At 40.6% G+C, this 20,130-nt stretch carries 20 protein-coding genes; 8 read left to right on the plus strand and 12 right to left on the minus strand.

Translation table 11 applies throughout. The annotated features are described in order from the left end of the window. Window positions 1–194 (plus strand): hypothetical protein (locus V7K50_RS21450; RefSeq protein ID WP_334963518.1); only part of this gene is annotated, 194 nt, incomplete at its 5' end. A 672-nt stretch (window positions 195–866) separates the two neighbouring features. Here the strand turns inward: V7K50_RS21450 and V7K50_RS21455 are convergent. The 6 genes from V7K50_RS21455 to V7K50_RS21480 all read right to left on the minus strand — a co-directional run bounded on the left by V7K50_RS21455 (window position 867) and on the right by V7K50_RS21480 (window position 3,919). Then, window positions 867–1,193 (minus strand): DUF6464 family protein, encoded by a 327-nt coding sequence (locus tag V7K50_RS21455; protein WP_334803520.1) that lies wholly within the window; start codon window positions 1,191–1,193, stop codon window positions 867–869. Window positions 1,194–1,421: 228 nt separating this feature from the next. Continuing rightward, window positions 1,422–1,928: a hypothetical protein gene (locus V7K50_RS21460; RefSeq protein WP_334963520.1), complete on the minus strand. Its 507-nt coding sequence runs from the start codon at window positions 1,926–1,928 to the stop codon at window positions 1,422–1,424. Window positions 1,929–2,032: 104 nt separating this feature from the next. Continuing rightward, entirely contained in the window at window positions 2,033–2,191 is a 159-nt protein-coding gene (locus tag V7K50_RS21465) for a hypothetical protein (protein ID WP_334963522.1), read from the minus strand. Window positions 2,192–2,220: 29 nt separating this feature from the next. Further along, entirely contained in the window at window positions 2,221–2,742 is a 522-nt protein-coding gene (locus V7K50_RS21470) for an FKBP-type peptidyl-prolyl cis-trans isomerase (protein WP_334963524.1), read from the minus strand. A gap of 78 nt (window positions 2,743–2,820) precedes the next feature. After that, window positions 2,821–3,144 carry a phasin family protein gene (locus V7K50_RS21475; protein WP_334963526.1) on the minus strand — a complete coding sequence of 108 codons (324 nt, stop codon included), beginning with the start codon at window positions 3,142–3,144 and terminating at the stop codon, window positions 2,821–2,823. A gap of 364 nt (window positions 3,145–3,508) precedes the next feature. After that, window positions 3,509–3,919, minus strand: coding sequence for a 2TM domain-containing protein (locus tag V7K50_RS21480; protein WP_334963528.1), 411 nt, complete (start codon window positions 3,917–3,919; stop codon window positions 3,509–3,511). Between the two features lie 517 nt (window positions 3,920–4,436). On the opposite strand from V7K50_RS21480, the gene V7K50_RS21485 reads away from it, so the two are divergent. Both V7K50_RS21485 and V7K50_RS21490 read left to right on the plus strand, forming a co-directional pair. Further along, window positions 4,437–5,321: a ParA family protein gene (locus V7K50_RS21485; protein ID WP_334963530.1), complete on the plus strand. Its 885-nt coding sequence runs from the start codon at window positions 4,437–4,439 to the stop codon at window positions 5,319–5,321. A 433-nt stretch (window positions 5,322–5,754) separates the two neighbouring features. Next, window positions 5,755–9,138: an amino acid permease gene (locus V7K50_RS21490; protein ID WP_334963532.1), complete on the plus strand. Its 3,384-nt coding sequence runs from the start codon at window positions 5,755–5,757 to the stop codon at window positions 9,136–9,138. Between the two features lie 90 nt (window positions 9,139–9,228). Here the strand turns inward: V7K50_RS21490 and V7K50_RS21495 are convergent, their stop codons facing one another. Next, a complete protein-coding gene (locus V7K50_RS21495; RefSeq protein ID WP_334963534.1) occupies window positions 9,229–10,389 on the minus strand; it encodes a histidine decarboxylase in 1,161 nt (386 codons plus the stop codon). 640 nt (window positions 10,390–11,029) lie between these two features. Then, entirely contained in the window at window positions 11,030–11,869 is an 840-nt protein-coding gene (locus tag V7K50_RS21500) for a nuclear transport factor 2 family protein (RefSeq protein ID WP_334963536.1), read from the minus strand. Window positions 11,870–11,953: 84 nt separating this feature from the next. On the opposite strand from V7K50_RS21500, the gene murG reads away from it, so the two are divergent. The 4 genes from murG to V7K50_RS21520 all read left to right on the plus strand — a co-directional run bounded on the left by murG (window position 11,954) and on the right by V7K50_RS21520 (window position 16,285). After that, window positions 11,954–13,027, plus strand: coding sequence for an undecaprenyldiphospho-muramoylpentapeptide beta-N-acetylglucosaminyltransferase (murG, locus tag V7K50_RS21505; RefSeq protein ID WP_334963538.1), 1,074 nt, complete (start codon window positions 11,954–11,956; stop codon window positions 13,025–13,027). Window positions 13,028–13,079: 52 nt separating this feature from the next. Continuing rightward, the gene (locus V7K50_RS21510; RefSeq protein ID WP_334963540.1) at window positions 13,080–14,396 is read left to right on the plus strand and encodes a hypothetical protein; all 1,317 of its coding nucleotides are present in this window, start codon (window positions 13,080–13,082) and stop codon (window positions 14,394–14,396) included. Window positions 14,397–14,835: 439 nt separating this feature from the next. Further along, window positions 14,836–15,348, plus strand: coding sequence for a hypothetical protein (locus tag V7K50_RS21515; RefSeq protein ID WP_334963542.1), 513 nt, complete (start codon window positions 14,836–14,838; stop codon window positions 15,346–15,348). A 49-nt stretch (window positions 15,349–15,397) separates the two neighbouring features. Then, a complete protein-coding gene (locus V7K50_RS21520; RefSeq protein ID WP_334963544.1) occupies window positions 15,398–16,285 on the plus strand; it encodes a hypothetical protein in 888 nt (295 codons plus the stop codon). 292 nt (window positions 16,286–16,577) lie between these two features. On the opposite strand, the gene V7K50_RS21525 is transcribed toward V7K50_RS21520, so the two are convergent. Next, window positions 16,578–17,297: a hypothetical protein gene (locus V7K50_RS21525; RefSeq protein ID WP_334963546.1), complete on the minus strand. Its 720-nt coding sequence runs from the start codon at window positions 17,295–17,297 to the stop codon at window positions 16,578–16,580. 219 nt (window positions 17,298–17,516) lie between these two features. On the opposite strand from V7K50_RS21525, the gene V7K50_RS21530 reads away from it, so the two are divergent. Beyond that, on the plus strand, window positions 17,517–17,684 hold the full coding sequence (locus V7K50_RS21530) for a hypothetical protein (RefSeq protein ID WP_334963548.1): 168 nt from the start codon (window positions 17,517–17,519) through the stop codon (window positions 17,682–17,684). A 72-nt stretch (window positions 17,685–17,756) separates the two neighbouring features. Here the strand turns inward: V7K50_RS21530 and V7K50_RS21535 are convergent, their stop codons facing one another. The 3 genes from V7K50_RS21535 to V7K50_RS21545 form a co-directional block, all read right to left on the minus strand. Next, entirely contained in the window at window positions 17,757–18,047 is a 291-nt protein-coding gene (locus V7K50_RS21535; protein WP_334963554.1) for an RNA recognition motif domain-containing protein, read from the minus strand. A gap of 217 nt (window positions 18,048–18,264) precedes the next feature. Beyond that, window positions 18,265–19,125, minus strand: coding sequence for a 3'(2'),5'-bisphosphate nucleotidase CysQ family protein (locus V7K50_RS21540; RefSeq protein ID WP_334963550.1), 861 nt, complete (start codon window positions 19,123–19,125; stop codon window positions 18,265–18,267). Next, on the minus strand, window positions 19,125–20,042 hold the full coding sequence (locus V7K50_RS21545) for a sugar kinase (protein ID WP_334963552.1): 918 nt from the start codon (window positions 20,040–20,042) through the stop codon (window positions 19,125–19,127). The genes V7K50_RS21540 and V7K50_RS21545 overlap by 1 nt, the downstream gene beginning before the upstream one ends. Window positions 20,043–20,130 lie beyond the last annotated feature (88 nt).

Genomic DNA, 20,130 nt, shown 5'->3' on the forward strand with positions numbered 1-20,130 from the left:
GTGCTATCTGTGCCGTCCGAGGAAGCGATAATGCACTTTATGTGAATCGGTTTAATGGCATTTCCTGGAGTGGGTATCAGGGTCTGGGAGGTATATACACGTCAGATTTTAGTTGTGCTTCCTTAGGTATAAGTCGGGTTATTTGTGCCGGTTTAGGAACCAATAAAGCACTTTTTGTTAATACTGGTCCATAGTTCAATATCTTGTCCTAAAGGACACGCTACGCGAACGCTAATTTACGAGTATTGGCATAGAGCAAACCTAAGATTTTACACGCTTTTTTTTGCCTCATGACAAAAAAAAGCGTGTAAAATCCTGTATGGTTTTTGTGTCAGGAATTTATACTGTCCTGTCCGTCTGAACTGGGGTTTTGCTTTTTGGCTTACGAATATTACACCCTATTTTGTTGGGCTATTTAGGCAAAAGCTAGACTACCTCTTTTTTTGGCGTTCGCCTAGCGTTCCGAAGGAAAGGTATTGATTGATGGGCTTCATAGTCTGGGAGGTATATATACCTTAGATTCTAGTTGTGCTTCCTGAGGTAAGCTGTTACCTATACAACTTGCATGATCAGGGCGGGCAGGATGCCCACTCCACAATCATTTTGAAAAAATATTAGTGCAAATTAAAGGCGCAACAGCTTATAAATCAGGTTATAGCAGGGGACTGGGGACTGGGGACTAGGAACTGGGCTGAAAGTCTTTTTATATATAGGTTTTATCATCAGTTAATGTCCTAACCTCCTTGTCCGTTGCTATATCTGTACCGAGCTAGAGACCTCTTGCAAAAGTCCTTAACACCCCACCCCGCGTTTGCTTTACTCAAATGCGAGGTGGGGTTCTTTATTTTTGATTTATGCAAGAGGTCTTAGGAACTCTTTTCACTACCAGCTAATTGCTTCGGTTCGTAGTGACGGCAACCGTTACATGGGCCTTGGGGATTCACAGCACACCGGACATAACCAGAGCGGGCATTGAATTTGCAGCTGATGTCGCCAATTAGATAACCCACCCCTTCTAAATAATAGCGATCGCCTTCAACAGGTCTCAGGTTTTGCCGTCCCTGCACCACTGGAAAATTTATGGCTGCTTGTCTAACCCGTAAGCGCGATCGCAAATGGGTTTTGCGGATCACCCACAGGGAAATCAGGGACGGTAAAAAACCAACGGCAATTACTAAAAGTGTCTTTAACACCTTCTTTTTACCTCTTCTGTGCGCTGATTGATTGTCCCTGATATTGCACTCTGGTTTTACGGAAGTGCAAATCTGAGGGCAGTTTTGCCTAATTGCAATCATAGTTGGTGGCAATTAGCAATGGCAGTGTGGTATCTAGCAATTTTGACTAAGAAGTTCCTTCTGCCACTTCAATCAGCATAACTGTTACACTCCTCTTGGGTGAAATGTCGTTGAATGTTGATAATTTTAAGATTTGCTGACTAATACCTTTTTGAACAAGGGTTTTGTATCAGTTTCAGCCCTATTCTTAGTTTTTCCGTGTTCCTGCGATGCTAATCTTTTTTTGGTTTGCTGACGAAGTTGCTGTGCTAACAGTGCGGCTTCCCTTTCGGCTCGGAATAAATCAACTTTTCGCGTCGTCAAAATAAATGATTCATCAGGCTTTCGTTTTACCCAAGGGAGGCTAACTGCAAAATACTGACAAGTATTTTGGGATGGTTCCTGATTTAGAACTGGGTAACGTCTTTGAGTATTCAATGTGTTAGCGATCGCTTTCAACTCAAATATCGCTGCTTCTAACTCTCCTGCCATCTGATTAATGCGTTCAATTTGTACGAGCAAACGCTCCCGTTCACTGGTGATTTTTTCTTCTTGGGGTCGCAGTGGCACAATAGCAGTAGTTACAGATTTAGGCTGCAACAGCGAAACTCTCCGCAAAATGGGCTTTTTGTCTGGGTTTGGGATTTTTTTCATACTACCTCAAGCAAGGCTAGCTGACTTGTAAGGCATTTTAGCAGTTATTTAGTACATTTGTACCAAAAGATTCGGCTGTGAGCGATCGCTCACAGCCGAATCTTTTAAAACTTTAGTTCTGGGTTATTGCCCAGTTTAAAGAAAGAATTATAAAAATGTTGGCATTGGGCATTGAGAACATAGAGAATAGAAACTTCTTTTAATAATTCTCCTTTGTCCCCAGTACCCAATCCCCAGCCATGCACTGAGCTTGTCGTTGGCACAGCCTCTCGTAGAGAAGTGTCCCCATTCCCTATTGAACTTTCAGCAATTCCACTTCAAAAATTAGAGTTGCATTGGGTGGAATCACGCCACCGGCGCCACGAGCGCCATAGCCTAACTCAGATGGGATGATTAACTTACGAAGACCGCCTACTTTCATAGTGCTAACTCCTTCATCCCAACCTTTGATTACCTGTCCAATGCCAATTTTAAAGCTGAAAGGTTGACCGCGATCGCGTGAACTATCAAACTGAGTACCATCTTCTAGAGTGCCGACATAATGAACTTCAACCGTTTGTCCAGGTTTAGGAGTCGCCCCAGTCCCCTCTTTTAACTCTTCATACTTTAATCCAGAGGGAGTAGTTACGACATTCGCATCAGACATAGTGTTACCCGCAATTAAGATATTGTTTTCAGTTACAGTTGTGGACGCTGGCGACGTTTGGGTTAACTCGGCAGCAATGGCAATATTCTGTTTACTGCCTACTTGCCCCACAACCAAAAGCACAACACACATCAGCATGAACGCCACGCTGAGGAAAATTGGTTTCAAAATCAGTTCTCCTTACTTAGGTATCCTGGCAAAAACATTACCAATAGGACACAATTAGTTTAAATCAGAAAGGGCATTCTAACGCCAAAGCTTATTTTCTAAATCGCGCAATTGACGCTCTAAACGGTCAATTCTACCTCTGAGTTCGTCTACTTCTGACTGACGAGCCACCCCCAAGTCCTGCATCATATTTCGCATTTGCCGTTGCATTTGCACATCCAAGTTTCCTTGTTCCGACTTTAACTGCTGGGCAATATCATCTATTACTGCCTTAGCTTGCTCAGGATTGAGCTTACCGTCTTTAACTAAGTCATCGCCGACTTGCCGCAGTTTTTCTGCGACTAAAGACGTTGTGCCAAGACCTACTATCATTAGCTGTTGTAACCAGTTGTTATTATCCATATTCCCTTCCTCTTACTTATTAATCAGCCAACCCTTGCTCCTGAGTGTAGGCAATCAAGCTATCTTCAAGCGTGGTTATTCTAGCCTACAGCTCTATTTTGGCAAATTGGCAAGCACAGGGTTCCCAGGGCGTGGTTATAGAACTACTGAAGATTTGAGGTTGCCCCGAACTTAGGGGAAGATTTTATCTAGAAGGACGCAAAAATTTAGATAATAGCGATCGCTGAATATACTAGATTTTTCGGTAAACAGTCAGGAGGTAGGAGGAATCCCCATAAATAAATTCAGGGTATTTACCAATTAACCTGTATTTATTGTTGCACTACCACCGACTGCCCTCTGCCTTTCTTCGGTAAAGGAGAAGTTAAGTTTGTGTACGCCATTTCTGAAAGGCTATCTCGTAATCCTCAGATTTACTCTGATAAACACTCCACCAATGAAAAAATAGTCCTAACCCCCATCCTAATACTGGAAAAATAGCCCAAAAATAACTAGGACTAGTGATTAAATTCAAGAGAATAAGGAATAAATTCACTGCTAGAAAGGAAACAAAGTGTGTCCAAAATGCTCTACGTCGGAAAGTATTAAATGTGTGTCGTGAACGTTCCTCTTCTTGTTGAACTAACCACTGTTGTTCAGTTGTTTCCAAAATATTAGAAGAAATACCTAACTCAGATGCCATTTCTCCAAGCTGTTCTCGTGAAAATTCACCTTCATGTTTACGAGTTAGTGCTTTTTCAAGGATTTGTTGCACATCTTCTGAATCGTAAGTCATTTTAATTACCTTATAAGTTTATGTGTAAATGCGCCTTTTATTTTCTGAAATGATCGATCTGCTTCCTTTAATTCAGTTAGTGAATGCCTCCAAATTATGCACCCAATACTTAGTGATATTCACAACACTATTATTTTCTCACAATTGATTTAGGACTACTGTATTTGTCAATACCTCCATAATTTGTTATTACCCTTTTGAATTAACGAAAATATTAAATTTGATGAAAGATTTAAGATATCAGGAAGGGTGTACGCTACTTAGTAGTCGATCAAGCTAACGAAAGCCGATACTTAGTAAGCATTTCAGTGCTTAATACAAGGACTAAAGCGCTGACTACAAACTTATTTACCAAGCATTGTTACCTTGAGAGACTGCTAGAAAGCCGATCAAGTTTAATTTGATCGGTTCGTAGTTTGCGCTTTAGCGCTAAAGCGCAAACTACGAATAATCCACACCCCTGAATTATTTCTTGATAGACCAGTCGATAGGAATGCGTCAATAGAGGAGTTAACCAATGGGATATGTAATTGCTACTGCAAATATGAAAGGTGGCGTTGGTAAAACCACCCTCACCGTCAACTTAGCTACCTGTTTAGCTAAAAATCATGGCAAGCGGGTGCTTGTCCTTGATTTAGACAGCCAAATTAGTGCCACACTCAGTTTGATGTCGCCTTTAGATTTTGCCAAACGTCGTAAACAAAACAAGACATTTAGGTATCTGATAGACGAAGTTATCAATCCAGACCCACAAGCAAAACTCACAATTCAGGATATCATTCAATCTCCAGTTTGTAATCTTCCCGGACTGGATTTATTACCGGGAGATATCGATTTGTATGATGAATTTGTTGTCTCAGAAATGCTACATAAACAAGCAACTGCTTTGGGTGAACAGGACTTTGAAACGATTTGGAATCGCTTTGAAAGAGTCTTGATTAATAACATCTTAAAACCAGTACGTCAAGAATATGATTTTATCCTTCTCGATTGTGCCCCTGGCTATAATTTATTGACTCGTAGCGCTTTAGCCGCCAGCGATTTTTATATACTTCCTGCTAAACCAGAACCATTATCTGTAGTGGGTATTCAACTGCTAGAAAGACGTATTGCCCAATTAAAAGACAGTCACGGACATGAAACTAAGATAGACATAAAAATGCTGGGAATTGTATTTAGTATGTCCAGCGCTAACCTGCTTACTGGTAGATACTATAAACAAGTAATGCACCGCGTTGTCGAAGATTTTGGTGTAGAAAAAATTTGCAAAGTACAAATACCAGTTGATGTTAATGTTGCGAAGGCTGTTGATAGTTTTATGCCAGCTGTTTTAAATGCTCCCCAATCGGCAGGTTCAAAAGCTTTCTTTCAGTTAACTCAGGAGTTGTTGCAAAAGCTATAACCCTGGTTAATCATTCATGAACAAGATGATTTCCGACCTATTTAATAAGTCGGAAATCGGAATTTTTCGATTTTTATAACGGTCTGAATCAAGAGAATTCAGACTTACTCTGCGAGAAACAAGCTAAGTTGAACAAATATCAAATCCCAAATTTAAAATTCTGGTGTTGCTGAATCGAGGTATGAATTTGGATGTAGAGACGTTGCAATGCAACGTCTCTACAAGGATTTTGAAATAACGCAAAATTATTTTTCATACCGCAATCAGCAACGCCAAAATTCTTTATTCAAGAACAAGCCTTCAGATATGGCATAAATCTAAAATCCAGTAACAATTAAGTTATTCTTTCCTAAAGTTCAGCAGTTATACGGAAGCTATAATCAGTGAGATTCAGCTATTGACTGAAAAGGTCAGTAAATTTCACTAATAAACAATGGTTAGTAACGATTCTGCACGGGCAGAGAACAATCAGCACTTGCTAATGCGCCTACCACGGACTCTGAGTTATCTCGAAACCTGGGGCTTTGGGTTAACGGGTCATGTTGGATGGATTGGTACTGCCCCCATCATTCATGCAGCATTAGGGTCAAAAGCTATCTTAGTTTGGTTTTTTGGCACGATCATTTCCTTTTTACTTAACTTGCAGGTACAAAGTCTAGGTAGACATTGGCCAGATGTCGCTGGAGGAACACCAAACTACACCACAAGGCTATTAAAGAACTTTCCTGGCTTAGGCCGTTACGTAGCCTTAGGATACTTTTTTAGCTGGGCAGCAGCACCAGCACTATATGCGATGATTCTCACCGACCTAATCAAAGTCAATTTTGAAACATTAGGTATTTCTTGTCCAGAAACTTTCTTAAAAGTTGTATTTACAGCTATTCCTTTTATTTTAGCGTTTAGTGGCACCCGTGCTTTAGCGCTTCTGCATTTATTTTTTGTATTCCCAGCGATTTTATTACTGTTGTTGTTTTGTATTCAAGGTATATTATGGTTAGCCTTCTCATCTGCTAGTTTTAAATTTATCTCAGCTAGCACACATAACCTGAGCTTTGAAGAATGGGCAAAGTGGTTTTTTGTAGCTAGCTATTCAATTTATGCTTGTGAAACCACTTCTTCTTTTGTTGCTGATAGTCGCCACCCATATAAAACTTTAAAGTTTTTAACCGTAGCGGCTTGGTTAATTCCTCCAGTGTTTCTAGGCGGTTCTTGGGTATTAATGTGTTCGGCTCCAAATCCCGCAATAGGAAATGATACATTCTTAAATCTGCTAGCGGCTTCTAAGCCTTTTTGGGGTGAGCATGCATCTTTTCTAGTAACACTTCTGATTACTATATCTTGCCTTCTCAGTTCTGCTACGGCAGTTTCCAACTCTCCTCGGATATTATACCAGCTTGCCTTAGACAAACAACTTTCTCCTATATTTGCATTAGTTTCCCGTCAAGGTGTCCTTGTCCCTGCTATTTTAGTTACCTTTCTACTCAGTTTGCTTTGTCTAAATTTAGGAAATATATCTCAACTTGTGACAGTAGCAGGCACTTGTTATCTCATGTCCATTATGGGACTACATCTAGGATTATGGCTGTGTCGGAGCCAACCACACGTGTTATGGCCTTGGTGGTCACTTGGTTTTTTCTTACTAGAAACAGTAGTTTTAATAGTAGGAGGTTTGGCTTGGAATTGGAGAGATTTTTTAGTGGGATTATTATTACCCATTTTTCTGATGATCGGAGATATAGCGCTACGTCGCTTAAGATTTGCGCCATTACACCCCAAATGGTGGACACAGTATTACGGCACTAGGTCTAGTAAAAACAACTCAGACTTTGTGGTACTACAAGTGATTGTTTTAGTATCATTAATTTGTATTACTGCCACAATTAGTTGGGTTCTGCGCGATTTATTAGATAGACTTTCTACTAATCCTCAAAACTCTTTACTAGCTATTTTATTAGTGACACTTTCTTTTGCAGGTGTAGCGATCGCTTGCTGGACAACTTTACCACAAATTATTGCTATTGATGAGGCACGCAAGCAAGCAAGAAACCTATTTATTACTACTCTCGATACCGTTCCCGATACTGTTTTAGTCTTAGATGAAAATGGTACTATTTCTCAGACAAATACCGCAGCCGAAGAATTATTTGAAACAACTATTGATCAGTTACTTGGACAAAAGTTGAATCAACTCCTAATATGTTACCGTGGGAAACCAGAGCAATGGTCTATTAGGAGTGAGCAAAGCTTAAAAATAAACCAGTCTCTACGAATTGTTGAATCAACTATTTCACAGCCATTTAATTCCCAGCTACGAGAGTATATTGTTATTGTCCGTGACATCACTAAGCGTAAGTTAGCAGAAGAAGAATTAGTTCAGTACCGTTATCAGCTTGAGCAGTTGGTGCTAGAACGCACTATTGAACTTATTAGAGTTAATCAACAACTTGAACAAGACATTCTCAAACGTCAAGAAGCGCAAGAGCAGTTACTGCACAATAGTCTTCATGATGGGCTAACTGGATTACCTAACCAACGATTATTTATAGAGCGGGTGCAGCAGGCAATAGAACATACTAAACAGCAAAATAATTATTTATTTGCCGTACTCTTTTTAGACCTAGACCGTTTTAAAGTTGTTAATGACAGTCTTGGACATCTACTGGGAAATCAACTTTTAATTGCAATTTCTCATCGGCTAAAGTCAGTTCTGCGAGTCGGAGACATAGTTGCCCGTTTTGGCGGAGATGAGTTCACAATCTTAATTGAGGAAATTGAGGATATTAGCACCGCTATACAGGTAGCCGAGCGAATTAACAAAGTGCTAGCTTTGCCATTTCAATTAAATCAGCATCGGGTGTTTACTAATGTTAGTATTGGCATCGCTTTAAGTAAAGTAGATTATGAGCAAGCAGCGCAGATTATACGCGATGCCGATGTAGCAATGTATTGTGCCAAAGCACTTGGTAAGGCACGTTATGAGGTTTTTGATTCCAAGATGCATGAGGGTGCAGCTTTGCTTTTGGAGTTAGAAACTGCTTTACGTCATGCGTTGCTCAAGCATGAAGAATTTCGCCTTAATTACCAGCCAATTGTTTCACTGACAACTGGCAAAATTATTGGATTTGAGGCACTGATACGTTGGCATCATCCAGAACGAGGACTTATTTCTCCGCAAGATTTTATTCCCCTGGCTGAGGAAACTGGAATGATTGTTAGTATCGGGCAATGGGTGCTTTATGAAGCCTGTCACCAAATGCATAGATGGCATAAACAATTTCCTACTTCACTACCTCTGACAATTAGCGTAAATTTTTCTGGTAAACAAATCACACAACCTGATGTGTTTAAACAGGTTAAACATATTTTGCAGCAAACTGGATTGGAGCCATGCTGTTTGAAATTGGAGATTACTGAAACCTTGTTGATGGATAATTTTGAATTAGCTACCGCCGTACTTTCCCAGTTAACAGCGCTGAATGTTGAGACGCACATGGATGATTTTGGTACTGGCTATTCATCCTTGAGTTATTTGCACCGCCTACCAATTAAAACCCTTAAGATTGATCGCTCTTTTGTTACCAGTATAGGTAGTCGAGGAGAAAATTTAGAAATTATTCGAGCGATCGTGACATTAGCTCATAATTTAAATATGTCTGTAACAGCAGAAGGGATAGAAACTGTAGAGCAATTAGCACAATTGAAGGCTTTACAATGTGATTATGGACAAGGGTATTTTTTCTTACCACCTATGGAATGTTCAGAAGTAGAAATACTACTTGCTGGTAATTTGTGCGGAAAAAACTTTTTAAGTAGATAAAATCTCCGGTTTAAATTTTGTTTTGAGAAACACTTTGTAAAATTGGGCGTAGGCGTACTATTTCGTAGATATCACTATTAATTAAGTCGATCATCTATATTTGTGTAGTGCTGGCTGTAGCTGGAAATCCTGTACATTATTAAGTAACCCTTCTTCTAACAAAAGTTCGTTAACAAAAGTATCGATTTTCTCGCGATCGATATTTTGCATGACTATAATATGTACCCAATTTTCAAAAGTCGCTAACTGCCACTTTTTAATTAACCTTTGAGAAGGTTTTTGAAACACTACGGTATTGGAAAAATTATTGAGCATACATGGATATTCTCTGATTTTCAGTTGTTGGAAAAGATATTGAGCATTATCAATACAGGTATTTGCTTCTCTAGCCAATCCATCATAACCTCTTGTTTTCATTGCATACCAGAGAATCAGAGGGGTGTGGCCGTTTCTAGAACCCAGAATTGTTGTATCTGATGAACCAATATATTCAATTGCTGTTTCAACTTTTTCTACCCATTTTTTCTTGGTTAAAACTACACCACAAGGTAAGGGAGAACCAATGAATTTGGCAGAAATAGCTACACTATCTATGGGTTTTTGAAAGTTAACTTGCGGAGCGCCATCTAGAAATGGTAATATTAATCCTGAAAGTGCGGCATCACAATGAATGTAGTAATCTTTAATCTGATTACGCTCTAAAATTTCTATAACTTTGTCTAAGTTATCAATCGCACCTTTGACAGTAGTACCAATATTTAAATTTATGATCGCTGGATAATTACGATTTTCACTAATGAGTTGTTCAAAATGTTCATAATTCATCTCTCCATTAATTTGTGAATTAACAACATTATGTTGGATGCGGAATAATTTGGCTGCTTTGGGTATTGAGTAATGAGAGTCTTCTGATGAGTAAAGAATCCCATTAGGGTAGATTTCCCTTGCTAAGAATATTCCATATAAATTACCTTCAGTTCCGCCAGCAGTAACATAACCCCAAAATTCATTTTCTGGAATTTTATAGAGGTGAGCGAAAAAAGCTAATACTTCTTGCTCAAATTTACGAGAATGGAGACCAAAATCTGGTTCTATATATGGATCTCCAGCATTATTTAACAGAAAATTGAAAAATTTGGCGATCGCACTGTAATCACAACTTAAATTATATGGATACCCTGCATGAAACTGCGATCGCTGTTCTATTTGCAACACAAAATCTGCCAACTCTTTAGCAACTGTATCTGACATATCTCTGTATCTCTCGAATTTTCAGTTAATCGATGTTTTAGTCGAAAATATACGTATTAATCCATACCTTTATATTTTCTTAATAATCCCCCAATCTGGCTTTTTATTTGAGAATCTTTCAGTGAAAATACGTAGTAAAATCCAGTAAAAACACTTAAAAATTTTGTTTGCAAGTATATTACCCTTACAGGTTGTTTTAAGATTGCTTGGCTGTGATTTTACGCACTTGTTTATCCCCCCTAACCCCCCCTTAAAAAGCGGTAAACCGGAATCAAAGTACCCCTTTTTAACGTGGATTTACGGGGATCTAGAAAGCTTTGCTACAGGTAGTGTGATATTTGACAGACAGCAGGTAGCAGTTCATAAAATACTCAACTACTTCTTGTGGGGTGGGTGTCTCACCCGCCCATAGAGAAAGGCGCTCATGTTGCCCACCCCACAGGATTGGAAAATTTATTTGTTGTCAGTCCCTTAGAGGCATATCGCTGCTCGTCAAAGGCTTTAAGATAACTTCAGATTGTCTCACGAAAATGTCTTGAAGGTAACGCAACATCCAGATTTTTAGTACGCTAGCAGTAGCGTACTAACTCCTAACTCCTCACGTACAGACGCAATTAATCGCGTCTTTCCAAACTCCTAACTACTTATTCACAACTTGCAAGCGCTGAGTTATCATCGTCATCCCATTGCCCCGCAGGATGACGGCAGAAACCCATTGGCTACCCGGTGTAGATGGTGCTTGTGCCGTTTTAAACAGTCCGCCAGATGTGAGTAATTCTAAATCTACGGGTGTGGGGTTAAGAAATTTATCTGCTTGGATGGGTTCTTCTAGCGCCGTTCCTAGCAGAAAATCATCACCAAGTGGCTCTTGAACGATCGCATCAAAATTATACTTCTGTCCGACTTTCACCTGCTCTGGTAATTTAATATCAATTTGGGGCGGCTTGCTGCCAGAGGTAAGTAGGGTGCGTTCTGACAAAACATCTTGGCGAACGATTTTACCACCGGTGATGCGCTGACGCGATTTAATCGTGGCATTGAGAGCCAAATTATTACTGTTACCGGAGGGTAAACCAGTTATCTTCGTTTCTGTTTCGGCAATAATCCCATCGCCTTCAGATTTTGAAGATAGCAGTTTTGTACTGTATTGCAATTTGGGATATCGTTGCCAAAGTGAAACCAGAGACTTTTCCAGGGTTTGAAGATTTAATCCATCCCCATGAGTGAAAGTGGGGCTGTAGAATTGCAACACCCCTTTGACATCTCCCCGGTTGGCGGCGGTATCAACTTGTGTCAAGAGGTTTTTCAGATCGGCTGGTGCATTTTGAGCTGTACCAGCTTGGGCTAATTGCTGTGGTATAGTCGCTTGAGTGCGTTGCCAACCACTTGTTAAACCAAGTGTCAACAGGAAGGAAATTAACCCGATGCTGGTTGATAATCTAAGTTGGCGGCTCACTAAGGCGGTAATAATGTTAGTCATTGGCAAGAATTTACTGATTTGATTAGAGAATGTCAGGAAATTGTTTTATCTTAGTTAAGCTAGACGCTAAACGGTAAAGGTTTGATGGCAAACGCACCGATACGATTATTAATAGCTGCCAGTGGGACAGGTGGACATTTGTTTCCAGCGATCGCACTGGCAGAAAAACTTCCAGACTATCAAATAGAATGGCTGGGAGTACCCGATCGGCTTGAAACTCAACTTGTCCCTAAACAGTATCCCTTGAATACTATTGCAGTTGAAGGCTTTCAGCAAGGGTTTGGACTCTCTTCGATTCGCATTTTGGGCAAACTCGCCCTTTCGATTCTAGAAGTTAGACGAATTCTCAAACAGGGAAATTTTCAAGGGGTGTTTACCACAGGGGGTTATATTGCAGGTCCGGCTGTGATTGCGGCGCGTTCCCTCGGTTTACCCGTGATTTTCCACGAATCTAACGCCTTACCAGGTAAAGTAACTCGCTTTTTTGGCCCTTGGTGTAGTGCGGTAGCTTTGGGATTTGATGTAGCTGCTAAGTATTTACCCCGCGCCAAAAATGTCTGTGTTGGTACTCCCGTAAGGGCGCAATTCCTCAATCGGGCAATTAATCCACCTCTGGATTTAGCCATTCCTAATGGTGTTCCCTTAATTGTCGTCTTTGGTGGTAGCCAAGGTGCAGTTGCAGTTAATAAGTTGGTGCGCGAATCTGCAAAAGTTTGGTTTGATGCTGGTGTATACGTAGTACATTTAACTGGCGATCGCGACGAGGAAGCAGATACTCTCAAACATCCACAGTACATAGCCTTGCCTTTTTACAACAATATGGCCCCGTTGTTGCAACGAGCAACTCTTGCTATTAGTCGTTCTGGCGCAGGTAGCTTGACAGAATTGGCAGTGTGTGGAACCCCAGCGATTTTGATTCCTTACCCCTTTGCCGCCGAAGACCATCAATCTTACAATGCAGACGTATTTACCAAGGCTGGCGCGGCGTTAACTTTCAAGCAATCAGAGTTGACGGCAGAAGCATTGCAAAGTATTGTGTTGAATCTGTTGCAGTCTCCGCCAGAGTTAGCAAAGATGGGGGAAAAAGCTCGTGCGATCGCAGTTCCCGATAGTGCCGAAAAGCTGGCACAGTTAGTGCGTGAGGTGATAGAAACTTAAACAATTCAAAATTACAAATAGCAAGAGACAATCGGAATTTACTTTCCAACTTATGAAGATCCTATTCAGCCAAAAATTTCGCTTCACAGTAGGTTGTGCTGGCTTATTACTTGCAACTTTAGCCAGTAGTTATCTATATACTCAGTCAAAAACAAAACAACTAGCTCAACAAAATCAGTCCTTTACTCAGCGAGAAAATTTCACCCCACTTCAATCACAGACTTCCCTCACCTCAACATTTAAAAATCCTTTTACCACTCAACAAACATCTGATGAGATTATCGGCACACAAAATGCTTTTTCATCTCGACAGAATTTGATCTCAACATCTGCACCTTATCCAGTTGTTGATGAGTTCAAAAAGCATAAATTTAGCATTAATGGCAGCCAGGTTTTTAGTCCAGTCCAACTACCAACAACTAAGGTTAACTTCAATCAAGGAGATTTGTTAACCGTTCTCGCTAATACTAGAAAATATTTTCAAGACTACACTGCTGAAGACCCAGATATTCTGCGTACAGGAATACTTGCCACTGAAGGAGTTACTGTAACAGATGTTCTCAAAACTTTGGATTTCATGATTGCTATCTTAAAGGAGGATATTGCTAATAATCGAGCTACTCGTTTACAAGACCCTAAATTTATTAATACCAATTTTCGAGTAATTAAATGGTCTGCTTATAACCCAAATAATAAGCAGCAAAAACAATTACGAATTACCAAATATGCTGTCTTTACTCACTCTGGCTCTCGGAAGAAAACCTCTACTTTTAATATACCAATTTATAGCTTGAAAGAAAACTCTGATAACGATAAATTCTACACTAGATATACAAAGCAGGATGTTTTGTCAGGTATTTATGAACCAGGTGGAAGAGAATTTGGAAAAGTTACAACTCTCGCTTATCTAACCAGAAATGGCTTAGAAGAAGCAATTATGGAAGGAACGATCCTGATTAATTTTACAGATGGCTATCAGGCATTTTTTAATGTAGATAGAAATAATGGAATGTCTTATATTCGCGGATTAAAGGCAACCGCACAAAAGCGTTATTGGTATTTTAGAGAAGTTGATGCTATTAAAGGCTATGGATACAAAATAGATGCAAAAATCTCTATCAAACCCGGAGTCACTTTTGCTGGAGATGTTTTGAATATCGGTTTAGGTAAAGTGATTGTGATTGAGCATACTCAAGGTGGTCGTAAACATCTGCAAATGGGAGTCATCGCCGATACAGGTGGAGCATTTTTACCCAATCTTTATCAACTCGATTTTTTAGCAGGTATTTTTAAGAATAAAAAAGATTTTGGGCAGCACATCACACAATTACCCGACTATGCTACAGCATATTTTTTAGTAAAGAAGTAATGTATTGACCGAATAATTCATAATTCTCTCGTTTCCAGTTTCCAGTTTCCAGCTATTGGTGACAACTTAAAGCAATAAGCTGTTACGCCTTTAATTTGCACTAATATTTTTTCAATATGATTGTGGGGTGGATCTTGCCCGCCATACAAACTGGGTTCTCGTCTCGTCCGCCCCACAAGAATTAATTAGATATTTTTTATTTGGAAGTCCCCTAACGCAAGCGTATTGGGTTTTAAAAGGGTTTGGACTTATAGCTTTACAAAACTTGATGAAATTTTGTAAAGCTTGGAAGTGCAAAAATTTGATGACTGTTGGATTAAAACTAGACCGTTATGGTTCAGAATTTAGGCAATAATTATCAAAAAGTAAATTTTACGGGTAATAATTGCTAGCAGCGCCGATAATTGCCTCAAAGCTCAACTATAAGGAGAAGCCAAGAATGATTTTACACCGTGGGCGTACAGTAGTAGCTGCTTTGTTGCTGTCAGTAGTGCTACTGACAACAGCCTGTAGTTCAACTCCCAAAACACCTGGACGTTTTGATCAGGTTCAAAAAGAAAGCACTCAACAAAAAAAGAATCTTGCAGTTGCTAAAACCGCAACTCAGGGTAGCGAATTTAATAAATTTTTCCCTGATGCAGGTGATGGCTATCAACGCGTCTATACCCAAGAGAAAAAAGGCTTTTCGGAAGCGAAGTTGAAAAAAGGTGGTAAAGACCTAGCGTTGCTGTCTATTTCTGATACCACCGGCACAGATGCGGCGACAAAGTTCTCGAAGAGTACCAAAAAAATTGGCGGTTATCCCGCAGTCGAAGTTGGTAAAACGCAAACTGCAATTTTGGTAGGTAAATACCAAGTAAAAGCACTTTCCCGCGATTTGTCATTTAAAGCAAGCGATCGCGCAGATTGGCTACAGAAATTTAATCTTGATGGTCTGTCCAAACTAAAATAAGCCACGTTACTGACATAAAGATTACAAACTGTAAAATAAGGAGATTTTTGTGAGCAAATCGATTTTTCAGTTGGTTGATGAATTACCAACCGGTGGCTTGACTATTTCTATGTTAAAAGCCCTCGATTTTGTTGCTCCCGGCGAGTGGCAAAATACCGTTGGCTTTGTCAACACCATTAAAAAAGTCACTGGTGAAGACGACGAAGATTTAATTCAGCAAATTGGCGAACGAGCGATTTATTTATTTAACGACAAATCCCAAGGCTACCAAACAGCCTTGTGGTTATATCAAACCGTTGATGCTACAGATAAAGCGCTTGGTGCAGCAGCTTTAGCTAACAAAGTTGGCGAAAAAATTCCTCTATTGGGTTTTTTAAACTCTGTCACTCCCAAAGCTGATAAAGCCCAAACCATCGATTTGACATTAAAATTAGTGGCTGAGTTGGTAGCCTTCTGTCAAATTAACGGCATTCCTGGAGACAGTATTGGGGATTTTGTTGCCTCTTTAGGTGAGTATAGTGGTGAGTCACTCATCCGCATGGTGGCATTAGTTTGTGTTGATGGTTTGATACCTCTAGGCCCAGACTTTATTAGCAAAGCTTTATCTATGCTTAATCAAACAAGTCCACATGAGTTAGAACAAAACTCGACTTTCCAAAACATTAAAGATGTGATTCCAGGGGACAGTCCTGGTGGTAAACTCAACTTTATGGGCGAAAGCTTTGACTCAGTTAAAGGTTGGATGAGTGGGCTAGTCTCCGCCAATGATTTAACACCACAAAAGGTTGCCCGAAACTTGCAAGGTTTTATCGATGTTGCCGATGACAAGTTAGATTACCTTGCAGCGTTCATTGATGTATCAACAAATTATTATGAACACACAGGTACGCAAACTTTGGCACATCGCTTGATTGAACGGGCGGTGGCTGAGATTTAGGTTACAGCAGATTGCGCTCTAATCGAATACACGTAGAGACGTAGCAGTGCTACGTCTCTACAAGATTTTGGGTTTTATATATGTACTTCATTTACCTGAAATCTGCTGTAATGGGGAGTGGGAGATAAGGGAGAATTATTGAACAAGTTTCTTCCTTGTCTATCTTGTTTCTTCCCCATGCCCCATGCCCACTTGCCCTGAGCGTTCGCGCAGCGTCTCGTAGAGAAGCCGTACCACTTTGTGGAAGCAAGCTACGCGTAGCGTCTCGTAGAGAAGGGATACCCAATGCCAATTAGGGTAAATGTAGATCAGATGCGATCGCATATAAGTAAGGTTGAAAAATAGCCAAGTCTTCCAGTTTCTCAAACTTACCTGTTTGCATACCTGGGTCAAATGCAGTGGTGATTACATAAAGTTTACTGCCATCAAAGGCAACATGACCGATATGTTGCTCTTCTACTCCACCTTGTTGCTTGAGTCCGGCGAACCCATAGCGGATTCCCTGAAGCTTACCAACGGGTACTGGTTGTGGTGGGTAGGATGAGAAAGTAATCTGTTTTCCATATTTACCTTGACGATCTTTTGCAAAAGCAGCGTAGTGATCTGCAACCCAAGCCTTGAGTGCTGGTAATACCTGGGTTTGGTATTTGGAACTTTGGTAATCTACTTGAGAACCAATTGGAATACCAGCTGCTAGGAGTTTCTTTCGGAAATCCTCATTGTTTGCTAGTGGATATACGTTAATTTCAACTGTACCCAAACGTTTCCCTTTGGAGGAGATACACAACAGAGGCGCATTTCCTTCACAAGCAGCAACCTGCCAGTTAGTTGGAGCAGAAGCATTTCCCAGGATTTTCTGCCAGATATTTCCTTCATTAGGGTTGAGAAGTTTTCCAACGGCAGGGGATTGCACCACTTTGGGTGGAGAAAATTGGGGTAGAAGAAATTTTGCTCCCACTGGTATTGACACTATTAAAATAGAACCTAGCAATAAATGATACAGTCGTAACATTTTTTTGAAAATCCAGAGCTAATGATTGCAGACTAACGATATCTACAATACTTTATGGGTATAGAGAATTGCTGCAAATTCCGCAAATGGAACTCAACAAACTATAGCGCTTCTTTTTGAAATAAATTAAAGTTTGTAGTAAGGACTTTAGTCCTAATAATCCTTATTTTGAGCGATGAATCGCTCACTATGAACTAAGATTTTATTTTATGTTTAATTATGCGTATAGCGGTTCCCATTCAGATGCAGTACAACGTTACATCACGAGGTGTAGGGGCACGGCAATGCCGTGCCCCTACGGGTGTACCTCACGTAAACGATAACTGCTATAGCTACTTACAGCTATGGCAATCCGAAATAAATAATTTCAGGCTAGATACAAAATAAAATATTCCAGCATAGTTGGGCTTTTGGCCTTATCTGCTGGAAACTTTAAATCTGAAATTTCTAGGAACCGACTTAATAGCGATTATTGTTGCTGCGGGCATTACCGCCACCCCAGCTACCACGAGGAGAACTGCTTCTTTCCTCACGAGGTTTAGCTTTGTTCACTTTCAAATCACGTCCCATCCACTCAGCACCATCAAGTGCATCAATAGCAGCTTGTTCTTGGGTATCTGATTCCATTTCTACAAAAGCGAACCCACGAGGCCGGCCTGTTTTCCGATCTGTGGGTAGTTGAACACGATTTACTTTTCCGTATTCTGCAAAAGCCTGCTTGAGGTCTTCTTCTGTAACCTGATAGGACAGGTTTCCAGACCTCCCAACGACAGGCTTTTGTTGACTGTACTATAGTTACACTTTTTACAGGAAATCGATATTAACTAGCGATCGCCCAGGTATTTAGTGTTTTGAAAATTCAACTGTGGACTAAAGCGTAAAGATTATTATCCTTAATCCTGGCAATCATACCATAACTAAACTGTTTTAAAAGCAAATTAAAAAATATTCATCCGCCAATGCCTCATTAGCTCTGGTCAAACTGCGCTAAAATCCTTTCTGCTTCCTGACACAGCACCTCATGATATTCACCGTTACTAGCCAGCAAACCTCCCCATTGATTGATATCACCGGTGTTATATTGCAACGGAGTGCCGTCGAAGTGGGTAAATTTACCACCGGCTTCTGTTATAATCAGTTCTGGGGCTGCTATATCCCAATCTTTGGGCGCAGACTTGCCGGAAAGGGAAATGTAGATATCTGCCTCTTGCTCGACAATGGTGGCGATTTTGCAGCCGACACTACCCACAGATTTCTGATTTTGACAGGGTAAATTTTGTAGTAGGTAATCTAACCGTTGGTTGCGGTGAGAGCGACTAACGACTAAGGTTAAATCCTCAATTCCTTTGCCTGACGACACTTGTAAAGGAACAGATTTATTACGGGTTTCTACAAATGTACCCCCGCCTTTGGTAGCGTAATATAACTTTTGAGCCTCTGGTACTGCTACCACTGCTAACACTGGGCGTGTTTCCTTGACTAAAGCAATGTGAACTGCATAATCTCCAGTTTTTTCGATAAAGTCTCGTGTACCATCCAAAGGGTCAATGATCCACACCCAAGGGGCTGAAGGCTGTGTACCACTACTTGGCGATTGGTAAGTTTCTTCGCTGATGTAAGCAAAATCTTCGTTACCCAAAGTTGCTTGTAGTCTCTGCAAAATGTATTGACTCACAGCGACATCAGCAACGGTAACAGGCTCATCTTCCTTATATTGTACTTCTAAGTCAGGATTTTTTGCCGTGCCGTCGTAATACGATCGCAGTATATCTGCTGCGCCCCAACCAATCTCACGAGCGATCGCTAATATTTCTTGTAAGTCTTTCATTACTTTAAATCCATCCAGCGCCGGGTACCAAAAAATTTACAGGAATCAGCAGCAATATTAGCTGCCAGTGTCAATGCATCAGTAAAACTTTCCCTTAAAATGTAATCACAGAAAGCACCGTGAAAAATATCTCCAGCCCCTAAAGTATCAACCGCTTGAATCTGCGGCACATCTACGATACCAGTTTTAGTGCAACTCAAGTATTCAATAGGTTTTTGTCCGTGGGTAATGGCGATGTGAGGAATGTCAAATCTGCATAGATAGGCAAAAACGTCTTCTCCAGTCTGGCAGTTAGGGGGATAAAAATTAGCTGAACAGATGGCATAATCGACAAATGGCAAAATTTGCTCAAATCCCGGCTTCCAACTACCACCATCGATCGCTACTGGGATATTCTTGGCTTTAGCTATTTGCGCTATGGAAAAACTAACCGCCATCTGATGTCCATCAATCAGTACTATATCGACATTTTGCAAAATATTTGGCGGGATAGATGCGCTAGTGGCTTGAGTTTTGACAGCATTGATGGAAACCACAGCTCGTTCACCCGTGGCTTGGGTGACAATAATTGAAGAGACAGGGGGTGCTAAATCAGTGGTAGGCTCAAGGTCTGCGATCGCAACTTTGTAATTTGCCAAATCACCTCGAATTAGCTGCGTCATTGGGTGAGAACCCACTACACCCAAGACTGTAGCCTGATTTCCTAAATGGCTGAAAGTCACAGCCGCGTTGGTAGCTGGTCCCCCTGCCGCTACAGTATAGTCAGTAGCTACAATCTTCTGATTATTCTTAGGCGCAGAGTCTGCAAGGTAAATCAAATCCAAGGTTACTAAACCTACAAATAACCCACGATCCGATTTGGGATTTGGGACTTCGGCTACGCTCAGTCGAACGATTTGGGATTTGGGATTATCCATCTAAGCCTCCGGGGTACTCCCGCCACAGCGAAGCTTGGCGGTGAGGGGGATAGGAGGGCTGATTGAGTGGGGTTCAATACCCCCGAAA

The sequence above is a fragment of the Nostoc sp. genome (genome assembly GCF_036917135.1).
In the GTDB taxonomy this organism is placed as follows: Bacteria; Cyanobacteriota; Cyanobacteriia; order Cyanobacteriales; family Nostocaceae; genus Nostoc.